The organism is Nocardioides imazamoxiresistens, assembly GCF_032378595.1.
Lineage (GTDB): Bacteria > Actinomycetota > Actinomycetes > Propionibacteriales > Nocardioidaceae > Nocardioides > Nocardioides imazamoxiresistens.
The window spans coordinates 119,539-132,568 of record NZ_JAVYII010000002.1; the positions used below are offsets into that span (position 1 = coordinate 119,539).

General features: G+C 72.0%; 13 protein-coding genes. 4 read left to right on the forward strand and 9 right to left on the reverse strand.

The window, feature by feature from the left end:
• Window positions 1-9 precede the first annotated feature (9 nt).
• From RDV89_RS04630 to RDV89_RS04645, 4 genes are all read right to left on the reverse strand, one after another.
• Window positions 10-1,566 carry a helix-turn-helix domain-containing protein gene (locus RDV89_RS04630; RefSeq protein ID WP_315731760.1) on the reverse strand — a complete coding sequence of 519 codons (1,557 nt, stop codon included), beginning with the start codon at window positions 1,564-1,566 and terminating at the stop codon, window positions 10-12.
• 112 nt (window positions 1,567-1,678) lie between these two features.
• Window positions 1,679-2,344, reverse strand: coding sequence for a methionine ABC transporter permease (locus RDV89_RS04635; protein WP_315731762.1), 666 nt, complete (start codon window positions 2,342-2,344; stop codon window positions 1,679-1,681).
• Window positions 2,344-3,372 (reverse strand): methionine ABC transporter ATP-binding protein, encoded by a 1,029-nt coding sequence (locus RDV89_RS04640; protein WP_315731764.1) that lies wholly within the window; start codon window positions 3,370-3,372, stop codon window positions 2,344-2,346. The genes RDV89_RS04635 and RDV89_RS04640 overlap by 1 nt, the downstream gene beginning before the upstream one ends.
• A gap of 103 nt (window positions 3,373-3,475) precedes the next feature.
• Complete coding sequence (locus RDV89_RS04645; protein ID WP_315731766.1) at window positions 3,476-4,411, reverse strand: MetQ/NlpA family ABC transporter substrate-binding protein; 936 nt, start codon at window positions 4,409-4,411, stop codon at window positions 3,476-3,478.
• A 190-nt stretch (window positions 4,412-4,601) separates the two neighbouring features.
• On the opposite strand from RDV89_RS04645, the gene RDV89_RS04650 reads away from it, so the two are divergent.
• A complete protein-coding gene (locus RDV89_RS04650; RefSeq protein WP_438823255.1) occupies window positions 4,602-5,102 on the forward strand; it encodes a phosphoribosyltransferase in 501 nt (166 codons plus the stop codon).
• A 31-nt stretch (window positions 5,103-5,133) separates the two neighbouring features.
• Here the strand turns inward: RDV89_RS04650 and RDV89_RS04655 are convergent, their stop codons facing one another.
• Together RDV89_RS04655 and RDV89_RS04660 are read right to left on the reverse strand one after the other, a co-directional pair.
• Window positions 5,134-6,150, reverse strand: coding sequence for a hemolysin family protein (locus RDV89_RS04655; protein ID WP_315731771.1), 1,017 nt, complete (start codon window positions 6,148-6,150; stop codon window positions 5,134-5,136).
• Window positions 6,150-7,580 (reverse strand): hemolysin family protein, encoded by a 1,431-nt coding sequence (locus RDV89_RS04660; RefSeq protein ID WP_315731773.1) that lies wholly within the window; start codon window positions 7,578-7,580, stop codon window positions 6,150-6,152. The genes RDV89_RS04655 and RDV89_RS04660 overlap by 1 nt, the downstream gene beginning before the upstream one ends.
• Window positions 7,581-7,815: 235 nt before the next feature.
• Between RDV89_RS04660 and RDV89_RS04665 the strand changes: the two genes are divergently transcribed.
• The gene (locus RDV89_RS04665; protein ID WP_315731775.1) at window positions 7,816-8,391 is read left to right on the forward strand and encodes a DinB family protein; all 576 of its coding nucleotides are present in this window, start codon (window positions 7,816-7,818) and stop codon (window positions 8,389-8,391) included.
• A 4-nt stretch (window positions 8,392-8,395) separates the two neighbouring features.
• Here RDV89_RS04665 and RDV89_RS04670 read toward each other — a convergent pair whose 3' ends face one another.
• Entirely contained in the window at window positions 8,396-8,548 is a 153-nt protein-coding gene (locus RDV89_RS04670; RefSeq protein ID WP_315731777.1) for a hypothetical protein, read from the reverse strand.
• A gap of 156 nt (window positions 8,549-8,704) precedes the next feature.
• Here RDV89_RS04670 and RDV89_RS04675 point away from each other — a divergent pair, with 156 nt between their 5' ends.
• Window positions 8,705-9,349: a hypothetical protein gene (locus RDV89_RS04675; protein WP_315731779.1), complete on the forward strand. Its 645-nt coding sequence runs from the start codon at window positions 8,705-8,707 to the stop codon at window positions 9,347-9,349.
• A 37-nt stretch (window positions 9,350-9,386) separates the two neighbouring features.
• Here the strand turns inward: RDV89_RS04675 and yidC are convergent, their stop codons facing one another.
• Complete coding sequence (yidC, locus tag RDV89_RS04680) at window positions 9,387-10,187, reverse strand: membrane protein insertase YidC (protein ID WP_315731780.1); 801 nt, start codon at window positions 10,185-10,187, stop codon at window positions 9,387-9,389.
• Window positions 10,188-10,259: 72 nt separating this feature from the next.
• The gene (locus RDV89_RS04685) at window positions 10,260-10,538 is read right to left on the reverse strand and encodes a hypothetical protein (RefSeq protein ID WP_315731781.1); all 279 of its coding nucleotides are present in this window, start codon (window positions 10,536-10,538) and stop codon (window positions 10,260-10,262) included.
• A 128-nt stretch (window positions 10,539-10,666) separates the two neighbouring features.
• On the opposite strand from RDV89_RS04685, the gene RDV89_RS04690 reads away from it, so the two are divergent.
• Window positions 10,667-13,027, forward strand: a complete 2,361-nt coding sequence (locus tag RDV89_RS04690; protein WP_315731782.1) for an ATP-binding cassette domain-containing protein — start codon at window positions 10,667-10,669, stop codon at window positions 13,025-13,027.
• Window positions 13,028-13,030: the final 3 nt, after the last annotated feature.

Sequence of the window (13,030 nt, forward strand, 5' to 3'; positions counted from 1 at the left end):
CGCTCCGGCTCAGATGTCCCGGAAGGTCTCGATGTTGGCGCCGAGCTGGTTGAGCCGCTCGGCCAGGTCCTCGTAGCCGCGGTGGATGACGTACGTCGAGCGCAGCACCGAGGTGCCCTTCGAGGCCAGCATGGCCAGCAGGATCACGACCGCGGGACGCAGTGCGGGCGGGCAGACGAGCTCCGCGCCCGAGAAGTGCGTCGGGCCCTCGACGAGCACGCGGTGCGGGTCGAGCAGCTTCACGTTGCCGCCCAGCTTGGTGAGCTCGGTCAGGTAGATCGCGCGGTTCTCGTAGACCCAGTCGTGGAGCATCGTCTGGCCGTGCGCGACCGCGCCGATGACGGCGAAGAACGGCAGGTTGTCGATGTTGAGGCCCGGGAACGGCATGGGGTGGACCTTGTCGCGCGGTGCCTGCAGCTCCGAGCGGTGGGTGGTGAGGTCCACCAGGCGGGTGTGGCCGTTGAGCGCGACGTACTCCTCCGAGCGGTCGTAGCGCAGCCCCATGCCCTCGAGCGTCGCAAGCTCCACCTCGAGGAACTCGATCGGCACGCGGCGGATCGTGATCTCGGACTCCGTGACGATCGCGGCCGCGAGCAGCGACATGGCCTCGATCGGGTCCTCGCTGGGCGCGTAGTCGACGTCGACGTCGATCTTCTCGCGGCCGGTCACGGTGAGCGTCGTGGTGCCGATGCCCTCGACGTCCACGCCGAGCTTCTGCAGGTAGAAGCACAGGTCCTGGACCATGTAGTTCGACGAGGCGTTGCGGATCACGGTCGTGCCCGGGTGCAGGGCGGCGGCCATCAGCGCGTTCTCGGTCACGGTGTCGCCGCGCTCGGTCAGCACGATCGGCTTGGCCGGACCCACGCCGCGGTCGACGGCGGCGTGGTACGCGCCGTCGGTGGCCTTCACCTCGAGACCGAAGTGGTGCAGCGCCGTCATGTGCGGCTCGACCGTGCGCTCGCCGAGGTTGCAGCCGCCGGCGTAGGGCAGCTCGAACTCCTCCAGGCGGTGCAGCAGCGGGCCGAGGAACATGATGATCGAGCGGGTGCGGCGGGCGGCCGTGGCGTCGATGTCGGTGAGGTCGAGGTGCTCCGGCGGGACGATCTCGAGGTCGTTGTCGTCGTTGAGCCAGCGGGTGCGCACGCCCAGGCTCTCCAGGACCTCGAGCAGGCGGTTGACCTCCTCGATGCGGGCGACCTTGCGCAGCGTCGTGCGGCCGCGGTTCAGGAGGCTGGCGCAGAGCAGGGCGACGCCGGCGTTCTTCGAGGTCTTGACGTCGATGCTGCCCGACAGCGTGGTCGGGCCGGTGACGCGCAGGTGCGTGGGACCGGAGCCGATGGCGACGATCTCGGAGTCGAGGGCCGCGCCGATGCGGGCGACCATCTCGAGGGAGAGGTTCTGGTGGCCGCGCTCGATGCGGTTGATCGCGCTCTGCGAGGTGGCGAGCAGGTCGGCCAGCTGAGACTGGGTGAGGCCGCGGTGGATGCGGGCGTCCCGGATGAGCTTGCCGATGCGGCCCTTGTAGTCGGCCTGACCGGCGAGGTCGGTGGTCGGGGTGACAGTCATGCCGACCAAGGTATCTCAGATATGAGATAGAGCAATTCCACCGCTCGGGGTGTCGCGGTGCGGACCCGGCGACCCCGGACGGCGCGGGGCCGGTCCGGGGTCGCGCGTGGCCTCAGCGACGCATGATGCGCCGCGCCAGCACGTTGCCGAGCAGCTGGCCGAGCTGGACGAGGGCGATGAGGATCAGCACGGTCGCCCACGTCACGATCGGGTCGTACTGCCGGAACCCGTAGCGGAGCGCGAAGCTGCCCAGTCCGCCGCCGCCGACGACGCCGGCGATCGCCGAGGCGTCCACGATCGCGACGAAGGCGAACGTGTAGCCCAGGATCAGCGGGCCGAGGCCCTCGGGGATGAGCACCGTCGCCACCACGCGGATGCGGCTCGCGCCCATCGCCCGGGCCGCCTCGATGACGCCGGGGTCCACGGAGAACAGGTTCTGCTCGACCACGCGGCTGATGAAGAAGCCGGCCGCGAGCGCGAGCGCGAAGGTCGCCGCCCGGATGCCGAACCCCGTGCCCACCACGATCCGCGCGAGCGGCTGGACCGCGCCGATGAAGATGATGAAGGGGATCGGCCGGAAGAAGTTGACCAGGAAGTTCAGCACCACGAACACCGGGCGGTTGGCGAAGATGCCGCCCGCACGGGTCGTGTAGAGCACCAGACCCAGGAAGGTGCCGAGCAGCACGCCGAAGAACAGGGCGATCGCCACCGTGGTGAACGTCTGGAGCGACGCCTCCCAGATGTCGGGGCCGAGCTCGGGGAGCCGGGTGTCGTCCATCAGTCCACCTCCGTCAGGTCGACCTTGGTGCGGAGCGCGGCGACGGCCGCCTCCACCTGGGCGGGGTCGCCCTCGAGGGCGAGGGTCAGGTTGCCGAACGTGCGGCCCTGCACGTCCTCGATGCCGCCGTGCACGAGCTCGAAGCGCACCTCGCGGGCGACCAGCTCGGCGAACAGCTCCGACTGGGGGACCGAGCCCTCGCGCAGCGCGATGGTGACGAAGCGTCCCCGGTGCCGCTCGCGCAGGTGCTCGAGGGTGCGGGGGGCGGGGCCCTGCTCGACGAGGGTCGAGACGAAGCGACGCGTCGCGTCCGCCTGCGGGTCCGAGAAGAGGTCGAAGACCGGGCCCTGCTCGACGATCCGGCCGTTCTCCATGACCGCCACCTTGTGGGCGATCGTGCGGATGACGTCCATCTCGTGGGTGATCAGCATGATCGTGATGCCCAGCTCGGTGTTGACGCGCTGCAGCAGCGCGAGCACCTCCTGCGTGGTCTCCGGGTCGAGCGCGCTGGTCGACTCGTCGGCCAGGAGCAGGGCGGGGTTCGTCGCCAGCGCCCGGGCGATGCCGACGCGCTGCTTCTGCCCGCCGGAGAGCTGGTCGGGGTAGTGCTTGGCCTTGTCGAGCAGGCCGACGAACGACAGCAGCTCGGCGATCCGCCCGTGCCGCTCCGCCTTGGGCACGCCGGCGACCTGCAGCGGGTAGAGGATGTTGTGGTAGACGGTGCTCGAGCTGAACAGGTTGAACTGCTGGAAGATCATCCCGATGTCGAGCCGCACCTTGCGCAGCTCGCGCTCGCCCAGCCCGGTGATCTCGCGGCCGTTGACCACGATGGTGCCCTCGGTGGCGGTCTCCAAGGCGTTGACGAGCCGGACCAGCGTCGACTTGCCGGCGCCCGAGTAGCCGACGATCCCGAAGATCTCGCCCTTCTCCACGTCGAGGTCGACGCCGTCGATGGCGACGACGGGCTTCTCGCCGCGCTTCGTGGGCTCGAACACCTTCCGCACGCCGCGGAACTCCACGAGTGCCATGCGCTGCTCCTTCTCCTGCCGGACGTTCCTCGGGGGCGTCGAGACCACGCGAGGGTGGGGCCGCCCGGAGGCGGTCCCACCCTGCGCGGTCTCGACGGGGGCGTCAGCCCTGGTTGGCCTTGGTGTCCTCGACCGTGTCGGCGAGCGAGGTCTCCAGGTCGGCCGCCGGGATCTTGACGAACTCGGCGGTCCCGCCCGCCGCCTCCTGCACGCCGTCGAGGACCTCCTGGGTGTCCTGGTAGATCTCGACCAGCTTGAGGTAGTCCTCGTTGTCCTTGTCCTCACCGCGAGCGGCGAAGATGTTGACGTAGGGCAGGGCGTTCGGGTCGGACGGGTCGTCCTCGGCGATCGTGTCGTCCGGCGTGAGACCGGCGGCCTCGATGAAGTCGTTGTTGATCACCGCGGCGGCGACGTCGTCGAGCGACGTGGCCGTCAGGTCGGCGGCGGCCTCGGTGACCTCGACGCGCGACGCGGCCTCGTCGACCTCGGTCAGGTCGGAGAAGATCGAGCCGCCGCCCTCGAGCTCGATGAGCCCGGCCGACTGCAGGATGAGGAGCGCGCGGGCGCGGTTGCTCGGGTCGTCCGGCACGACGACGGTGGCGCCGTCCGGGATGTCCTCGACGCTGTCGTACTGGGTCGAGTAGAGGCCCAGCGGGTAGATCGCGGTGGAGCCGATCGGGACGAGGTCCGAGTCGGTGTTGGCGACGTACTCCGCGAGGAACACGATGTGCTGGAACTGGTTGAGGTCGATCTCGCCCTCGTCCAGCGCGGGGTTGGGCAGCGAGTACTCGTCGTAGTTGACGATCTCGATCGACAGGCCCTCCTCCTCGGCGGCGTCGACGAAGACGTCCCAGTAGGGGTCGCTGTCGTCCACGACGCCGATGCGGATGGTGTTCTCCTCGGCGGCGCCGACGGCTCCGCCGTTGTCCCGGATGAACAGGAAGTAGGCGGCCACCAGCGCGGCGACGACGACGACCGCGAGGACGACCGTGATCACGCCCCGGCGGGACTTGGGAGCCTCGAGCAGCTCGTTCGACATCGTGGTCCTTTCGAGTTCGACGCACGGGGCGGGATCTCCACGTGCGGGCGGGGTGGTCGCGGGATGGGTGCGTCCGCCGCCGGGACGAGAACCTAAAACCCTGTAACCGCACCGACGCAATCGTCTTACATGCCGGTTACGTCACAGGGCCGGCCCGGTCGTGTGCTGGGGGCCCGCGCACCGACGTACGATGCGGCGCGTGAGCGAGCGCGAGACCCTGACCTGGCAGACGTACGGCACCGCGGTCCGAGAGCTGGCGCAGCAGGTCGCCGACGCCGACTTCGTGCCCGACGTGGTGCTGGGCATCGCGCGCGGGGGACTGATCCCGGCGGGCTCGATCGCCTACGCCCTGGACTGCAAGAACCTGTTCACGATGAACGTGGAGTTCTACACGGGCGTGGGCACGACGCTCGAGGTGCCGACCATGCTGCCGCCGTACCTGAACGCCTCGGAGCTGGACGACGCGCGCGTGCTCATCGTCGACGACGTCGCCGACTCGGGGAAGACCCTCGAGATGGTCACGGACTTCTGCCGCGACCACGTGGCGCAGGCGCGGACCGCCGTGATCTACGAGAAGCCGCGCACGGCCATCCGCGCCGACTTCGTGTGGAAGCGCACGGACCTGTGGATCAACTTCCCGTGGTCGACGCAGCCGCCGGTCACGGACCGGTCCGGCGTGCGGGACGCCTGAGGCCTGCGGCCCCGGGCGTCCCGCACCCGGCTCAGGCGGCGGCCTGCTCCGGGAAGAGCCCGCGGAGCATGTCGGCGAACGACACGACCCCCACGAGGCCCTCGCGGTCGCGCACGACCGCGAGCTGCGCGCTCGCGGCACGCATCTCGGCGAGCGCGGCCAGCACCGTGGTGTCCGGCGCCAGCTCGTGCACGTCGCGCACCATGCCCTCGACGTCGCCCACGCGGGTGGCGCGGTCGACGGTGAGGGTGTCGCGCACGTGCACCAGGCCCGTCGGCGCCTCGGGGGCGCCGATCAGGATGCGCAGGTGGCTCGTGCGGCGGCTGACCTCCTGCACGTCGGCGACCGTGGCGTCGAGCGGCACGGCGACCGGTCGTTGCGGCCGGACCAGGTCGCGCACCTGGACGGTGCCGAGGTCCAGCGCCCCCTCGATCTGCGCCGAGTAGGCCGCGTCGAGCGCCCCGACGTTGACCGAGTGCTGCACCAGCTGGCGCAGCGACTGGGGGTCCTGGCCGGAGGCCAGCTCGTCGACCGGGGTCACGCCGACGCGGCGCAGGCACCAGTTCGCCGCGTTGTTCAGCAGGTGCAGCGCCGGGCGCGTCACCCACATGAACCCGCGCATCGGCAGGGCCAGCAGGGTGGCGGACCGCTCGGGGTGCGCGATGGCCCACGACTTCGGGGCCATCTCGCCCACCACGAGGTGGAGGAACGTGACGACCACGAGGGCCAGCACGAACCCGACGACGTCCGCCAGCCACAGGGCGATGCCCCACGACTCGAACAGCGGGGTCAGCCAGTGGTGGACCGCCGGCTTGGTGATGGCGCCGAGGGCCAGCACGCACAGCGTGATGCCCAGCTGGGACCCGGCCAGCAGCACGGACAGCTCCGAGGCGCTGCGCAGGGCGGCGCGGCCGGAGCGGCTGCGGGCCGCGGCGTCCTCGAGACGGTGCTTCTTCGCGGCGATGAGCGCGAACTCGATCGCGACGAAGAACGCGCTGGCGGCGATGATGACGACGGTCGCGACGATGACGACCACGGGGTTCTCCATCACGCCTCCTTCGCGGCGGTCGCGGAGTCCTCGGCCTGCTCGGCCTCGTCCTCCTCGTGGGTGGCGGGCGCACGGAGCGCGACGTGCAGGACGCTCGGCACGTAGGACCCGACCTCCAGGACCTCGACGTCCAGGTGCCAGGGCTCCGGCTCGTCGGCCTTGGCCAGGTCGGCCAGGTCCACCGGCAGGGCGACGGTGAGCTGGTCGCCGACCTCCGGGAACGCACCGTGCTCGGCGATCACGAGCCCGGCGAGGGTCTCGAAGTCGCCGGACGGCAGGTCGCGCTCGACGACCCGCTCGACCTCGTCGACGGGCACGTCGCCGCGGAACTCCCAGCCGCCCCGCTCGGTGTCGACGCGGAACTCGGGCTCGGCCGGCTCGTCGTGCTCGTCGCGGATCTCGCCGACGATCTCCTCGACGAGGTCCTCGACGGTGACGATGCCGGTCAGGCCGCCGTACTCGTCGACGACGCAGGCCATCTGCTCCTTGCGCTCAGCGATCGCGCGCAGGGCGTCGGGCATCGGCATCAGCTCGGGCAGCACGATCGCCGGGCGGATGGCCGCGGTGACGGGCTCCTCCCAGCGGTTGGCGCCGTTGGCCTCCAGGTCGAGCAGGTCGACCAGGTGGACGATGCCGAGGATGTCGTCGTCGTCGCCCAGCACGGGGTAGCGGGAGTGGCCCGACTGCATGAGTCGGCGCACCTCGCCCAGCGTCGTGTCGGAGTCGACGGTGTCGACGCGGCTGCGCGGGACCATGGCGTGCTCCACGTCGTGCTGCGGGAAGTCCAGCACCCGGTCGAGGAGCACGGAGAGCTCGTCCGTGAGCTCGCCCGAGGCGCGCGACTCGGCCACGATATGCTCGAGGTCGCGCGCGGTGGCGGAGCTCTCGACGTCGTGGACGGGCTCGATCTTCAGCCACTTCAGCAGGGTGTTCGACGACTGGTCGAAGAACCAGATCAGCCAGCCGGTGATCGCCAGGTAGCCCAGGGTCGAGCGCGACAGCCAGCGGGCGACGGGCTCGGGGCGGGCGATCGCCAGGTTCTTCGGGAACAGCTCGCCGAAGAGCATCTGCACGAAGGTGGCGAACAGCAGGGCCAGCAGCGTGCCGATGGTGACGCCGACGGTGGTCGAGACGCCGACCGTGCCGAGGATGTCGCCGAAGGCGCTGCCGATGAGGGGTTCGGCCACGTAACCGACCAGGAGGCCGGTGACGGTGATGCCGAGCTGGGCGCCCGAGAGCATGAACGAGGTGCGCTCGGTGACGCGGAGGGTGCGCTTCGAGGCAGCGTCACCCGCTTCGGCCCCTGCGCGGAGGCGGGACCGGTCGACCGCCATGTAGGCGAACTCCTGGGCCACGAAGTATCCCGTGGCCGCGGTGATCAGCAGGACCACCAGCACGCCGAGGAGCAGCGACAACAAGGTCGTCAGCACGGCGTCACCACCCAGGAGCCGGTGGTGGGGAGGGGGGCTCCGGCGCACGGCCGGAGCGATGGTCTAAGTGGGTCGCAGGCGGGCCCAGTCACGTCCTGTTCCTTCTTCGAGTTCCCCGGTCGGAGCCGGGCTCCAGCGAGGTCAACGTGCGAGAGGTTCCGTTGGTTCCCGTGATGCCGATCTCGCGACGATCAGCGGACGGTACCTGACCGGAAGTCCTCCTAGCGTGGATCCCATGACCGATCAGACCTCATCTGCCACCGCCACCGACCTGTCCGGCTACGACCTCACCGGGGAGCGCGCCGACCTGCTCGAGAGCCTGCGCCAGCACCGGGCACTGTTCCTGCGCACCGTCGAGGGGCTCACCGACGACCAGGCGAGAATGACGCCGACCGTCAGCAGCCTCAGCCTCGGCGGGCTGGTGAAGCACGTCGCCGCCACGGAGGACGAGTGGGCGCGCTTCGTCACCCAGGGTCCCGACGCGGGCCTCGAGATGGACTGGGGGTCGGTGGACTGGTCCGACCCGCCGGCCGAGGTGCTGGCGTACCAGGCCCAGTTCGTCCTCGGCCCCGACGAGACCCTCGCGGGCGTCCTCGAGGAGTACGCGCGCGTCGCGGCCGCCACGGACGCGCTCGTCGCGTCCGAGGACCTCGACCGCCGCTGGCCGCTGCCCGCGGCCCCGTGGTTCGCGCCCGGGTCCACCCGGTCGGTGCGCCGCACGTTCCTGCACGTGGTCGCCGAGACCGCGCAGCACGCCGGTCACGCCGACATCATCCGCGAGAGCATCGACGGCGCGAGGACGATGGGCTGAGCGCTCAGCGGTCCTCGCGGTGCGGGTGCTCGCTGTCGCCGCGGGTCTCGGCCGAGTCGTGGTCGTGCCCCGCGGTGCGCGAGGCGGCGTCGCCGCCGGACTCCTCGGACTTCTCGTCGCGCGTCTCGTCGTCGCGGGGGGAGCGGGCGTCGTTCATGGTGGCCTCCGGGGGATGGGGGATGTCGGACCTGCCCGTCGAGTCTGCCGCCCGGCCGGTTGCCGCGCTCACAGCGGACCCACAGCCGCCGTGGAGCCTCCGCACGGGTTGACGGGCCACGCTGGGTGGCGTCGGACCGTTCCCCGGAGGTGCACCATGACCGCTCAGCCCACCCTCACGTCCCTGCTGACCCGCCGCACCGCGCGCGCCGGGCGTACCGGGCGTACCGCCACCCGCACGAGGGCGGGGGCGGCCGCCGCGGGGGCCGCGGTCGCGGTGCTGCTCGCGGCTGCCCTCGCGGTCGGTGTCCTCGGGCCGGACCGGGCGGTGCAGGCGGCGGCGTTCCTCGCGCTGCTGGGCCTGGCCTGCGCCGCCGCGGCGGCCGCCGCGGCGCTCACGGTCCTGCGGCGTCGTCTCGGCGAGCTGCGGCACCTGCCCGACCTCGGTCGCCGTTTCGTCACCCACCACGACCGGGCCCACGTCACGGCCGTGCGGGAGGAGGGCGACCACCTCGTCGTCGACGTCGCCAGCGAGCAGGTGCAGACGGTGGTGCTCGACGAGGCCGGCGCTCCCGACCACGTGGGCGAGGAGCACGTCGCCACCTCGCAGTGGCGGATGCCGACCGGCCGGTTGAGCCAGGACGAGCGCGGCCGCGTGCGCAGGCTGCTGGCCGCCGACCCCGAGGTCAACGTGGTGGCCGAGGGCGTCGTGGGCCTCGCCGGTCCCGTCGAGCAGTCCTGGCAGCTGCGTACCGCGAACGGCCTCGTGCTGCGGGCCAAGGGCCGCGGCGCCGGCCGCTGAGCACCGCTGCCGGCCTGCGGTCCTCCCGTCCTGACGGTCAGCCGGTCCGGGACGCGCGGGCGAGCGCGGCGGGGGAGCCGGGCGTCGGGAAGCGGCGCACGACGACCGCGGCCTGCCCGGCGGTCCACGTCGCGTTGACCAGCCAGTAGACGAGCAGCGCCACCGGCACGACGCTCGCGGCGACGAGCATGCCGAGGGCCGTCAGCGCCGGCATCAGCGCCTGCGCCCGCGCCACCGCCTCGGGCACGCCGTCGAGCACCTGGTTCGGCGCGACGAGGAAGCGCTGGGTCACGAACGACAGCACGGCGACGGTGCCGGCGAGTGCGGCGACCACGGCCACGTGGGTGGCGCCGCCGACGTACCCGCGCGCCACCAGCGGCACGCCGAGGAGCGTCGCGGAGGCGACCGAGGCGACCAGGTCGCTCCCCATCGCGCCGACCTGCTGGCCGCCGGCCACGTCGGAGAGCAGGTGGTACAGGCCGATCCAGACCGGCACCTGGACCAGCAGCGGCAGGCAGCCCAGCCGCGAGACGCCGTTCTCGCGCGCCACCTCGGCGCGCGCGGCGCGGTAGGCGGCGACGGCTTCGGGGCTGCGGGCGCCGCGGTGGCGCCGGGCGAGGTCCTGCAGCGCGGGCCGGGCGCGGGCGGAGGCGTGCGCCTGGCGGACGCCGTGCACCGCCAGCGGCAGGACCAGGAGGCGTACGCCGACCACGAGGGTGGTGATCGCGGCGACCCACAGGACGCCCGACGGCAGCGGGTCGAGGAGGGGTTCGAGGGTGTGGTGCGCGGTGGCGAGGGCCGCCGCGAGGGCATGGGTGACGGGGTCGAGGACGGACACGGGTGCTCCTGGGGCTCACGGGGTCGAGGGACGCGACGGCGAGCCTCGACCCTGCCGAGGCAGGGCGGAGGCTCAGGCGAGCCCGGGAGCGCGGGGTCGGCGCGGGTGGCCCGGGACGTCCGTGACCCGGCCACGTCGTCGGGCGGTCCGCCCACGCGACGACCGCGCGGCGGGGTCGCAGCGGCGGAGCGAGCCCGACAGCTGCGGAGCCGGCACGAGCGCGGCGAGGGCGAGCAGCAGGACCGCCGCTGCCAGCGCGGCCGGCTCGGCGCCCGCGGGGCCGACCGCGACCCACGCGGTGAGCAGCGCGGCCAGGACCGTGAGCACGCGCGCGCTCAGGAGCCTGGTCATGCCGCAGAGCGTACGCCCGCGCCTCCCGACCGTGGGACGATCCGGGCCGATGAGTTCCGACCGGCCCGCCGGTCGGAGCGTCCGGGACGCGCGCACGGGCGCGCGCCGCACGCACGCGAGGAGCGCAGATGACTGCAGGGCACGCCGCCGACGGCCACGACCTGATCCGGGTGCACGGCGCCCGCGAGAACAACCTCAAGGACGTCAGCGTCGACCTGCGGAAGCGGCGGCTCACGGTGTTCACCGGCGTGTCCGGCTCGGGCAAGAGCTCCCTGGTCTTCGGCACCATCGCGGCCGAGTCGCAGCGGATGATCAACGAGACCTACAGCGCGTTCGTGCAGGGCTTCATGCCCTCGCTGGCACGGCCCGAGGTCGACGAGCTCGAGGGGCTCACGACGGCGATCGTCGTGGACCAGGAGCGGCTCGGGGCCAACGCCCGCTCAACGGTCGGGACGGTGACGGACGCCAACGCGATGCTGCGCAGCCTCTTCAGCCGGATTGCCGAGCCGTCCATCGGCCCGCCCACGGCGTACTCCTTCAACATCCCCACCCGCAGGGCCAGCGGGGTGATGTCGACGGAGCGCTCCGGCGGCAAGGTCGAGAAGAACGTGGTGCGGGACGTGGTCTACCTCGGTGGCATGTGCGCCGAGTGCGAGGGACGGGGCACCGTGTCCGACCTCGACCTCACCCAGATCGTCGACGAGTCGAAGTCGCTGGTCGACGGCGCGATCCTGGTGCCCGGCTACACCGCCGACGGGTGGATGGTGGCGCCGTACAAGGCCGTGGTCCCCGGCGACGTGCCGGTGCGCGACCTCACCGACGAGCAGCGCCAGGAGCTCCTGCACGCGGAGCCGCGCAAGGTGAAGGTCGAGAACATCAACGTGACCTTCGAGGGCCTCATCCCGAAGATCCGCAAGTCCATGTTCAGCAAGGACCCCGACTCGCTGCAGCCGCACCTGAAGGCGTTCGTGACCCGGGCGGCCGTCTTCGGCCCCTGCCCGGTCTGCGAGGGCACGCGGCTCAACGAGTCGGCCCGCTCCTCGCGGATCCGCGGCAGGAACATCGCCGACCTGTGCGCGATGCAGATCACCGACCTGGCCGACTGGGTGCGCGAGCTGGACGAGCCGTCCGTGGCGCCGCTGCGCAAGGGGCTGCTGCACCTCTTCGACGCGTTCGTCGAGATCGGTCTCGGCTACCTGTCGCTGGACCGGCCGTCGGGGACGCTGTCCGGGGGAGAGGCCCAGCGGACCAAGATGATCCGACACCTCGGCTCCGCGCTGACCGACGTCACCTACGTCTTCGACGAGCCGACCATCGGCCTGCACCCGCACGACATCGCCCGCATGAACAACCTGCTGCTCGAGCTGCGCGACAAGGGCAACACGGTGCTGGTGGTCGAGCACAAGCCGGAGACCATCGCGATCGCCGACCGCGTGGTCGACCTGGGGCCGGGCGCGGGGTCCGGCGGCGGATCGATCTGCTTCGAGGGCACCGTCGAGGAGCTGCGCTCCGCCGACACGCTGACGGGCCGCCACCTGTCCTACCGCGCCGCGCTGAAGGACGAGGTACGCACCGCGTCCGGCGCGCTGGAGATCCGCGGCGCCGCGCGGCACAACCTCCGTGACGTGGACGTCGACGTCCCCCTCGGGGTGCTGTGCGTCGTCACCGGCGTGGCGGGGTCGGGCAAGAGCTCGCTCATCCACGGGTCGTTGGCCGACCGCGACGACGTGGTCGTCGTCGACCAGGGCGCCATCAAGGGCTCGCGACGCAGCAACCCCGCGACGTACACCGGCCTCCTGGAGCCGATCCGCAAGGCGTTCGCGAAGGCCAACGGCGTCAAGCCCGCGCTGTTCAGCGCCAACTCCGAGGGCGCCTGCCCCTCGTGCAACGGCGCCGGGCTGATCTTCACCGAGCTGGGGTTCATGGACACCGTCTCGACGCCGTGCGACGAGTGCGGCGGACGTCGCTACCAGGCGTCGGTGCTCGAGCTGCGCTTCGGGGGGCTCAACATCGCCGAGGTCCTCGACCTGCCGGTGGCCGAGGCCCGGGCGTTCTTCGCGGAGGGGGAGGCGCGTACGCCGGCCGCCGCGACCGTCCTGCAGCGCCTCGAGGACGTCGGTCTCGGGTACCTCAAGCTCGGCCAGCCGCTCAACACGCTCTCCGGCGGCGAGCGCCAGCGGATCAAGCTGGCGATGCACATGGGGGACAAGGGCGGCGTCTACATCCTCGACGAGCCGACCACCGGCCTGCACCTGGCCGACGTCGACAACCTCCTGCGCCTGCTCGACCAGCTGGTCGACGCCGGCAAGTCCGTGATCGTGATCGAGCACCACCAGGCCGTGATGGCCCACGCCGACTGGATCATCGACGTCGGCCCGGGCGCCGGCCACGACGGCGGCAGCATCGTGTTCGAGGGCACGCCCGCCGACCTCGTCGCGCAGCGCTCGACGCTGACGGGGGAGCACCTCGCCGAGTACGTCGGGGGGTGAGGG

Coding starts and splice junctions, on each gene's coding strand:
- RDV89_RS04665 (WP_315731775.1), top strand. CDS start 7,816: ATGACCGATCAGACCTCATCTGCCACCGCCACCGACCTGTCCGGCTAC.
- RDV89_RS04650 (WP_438823255.1), top strand. CDS start 4,602: ATGCGGCGCGTGAGCGAGCGCGAGACCCTGACCTGGCAGACGTACGGC.
- RDV89_RS04670 (WP_315731777.1), bottom strand. CDS start 8,548: ATGAACGACGCCCGCTCCCCCCGCGACGACGAGACGCGCGACGAGAAG.
- RDV89_RS04655 (WP_315731771.1), bottom strand. CDS start 6,150: ATGGAGAACCCCGTGGTCGTCATCGTCGCGACCGTCGTCATCATCGCC.
- RDV89_RS04645 (WP_315731766.1), bottom strand. CDS start 4,411: ATGTCGAACGAGCTGCTCGAGGCTCCCAAGTCCCGCCGGGGCGTGATC.
- RDV89_RS04630 (WP_315731760.1), bottom strand. CDS start 1,566: ATGACTGTCACCCCGACCACCGACCTCGCCGGTCAGGCCGACTACAAG.
- RDV89_RS04690 (WP_315731782.1), top strand. CDS start 10,667: ATGACTGCAGGGCACGCCGCCGACGGCCACGACCTGATCCGGGTGCAC.
- RDV89_RS04635 (WP_315731762.1), bottom strand. CDS start 2,344: ATGGACGACACCCGGCTCCCCGAGCTCGGCCCCGACATCTGGGAGGCG.
- RDV89_RS04675 (WP_315731779.1), top strand. CDS start 8,705: ATGACCGCTCAGCCCACCCTCACGTCCCTGCTGACCCGCCGCACCGCG.
- RDV89_RS04640 (WP_315731764.1), bottom strand. CDS start 3,372: ATGGCACTCGTGGAGTTCCGCGGCGTGCGGAAGGTGTTCGAGCCCACG.
- RDV89_RS04685 (WP_315731781.1), bottom strand. CDS start 10,538: ATGACCAGGCTCCTGAGCGCGCGCGTGCTCACGGTCCTGGCCGCGCTG.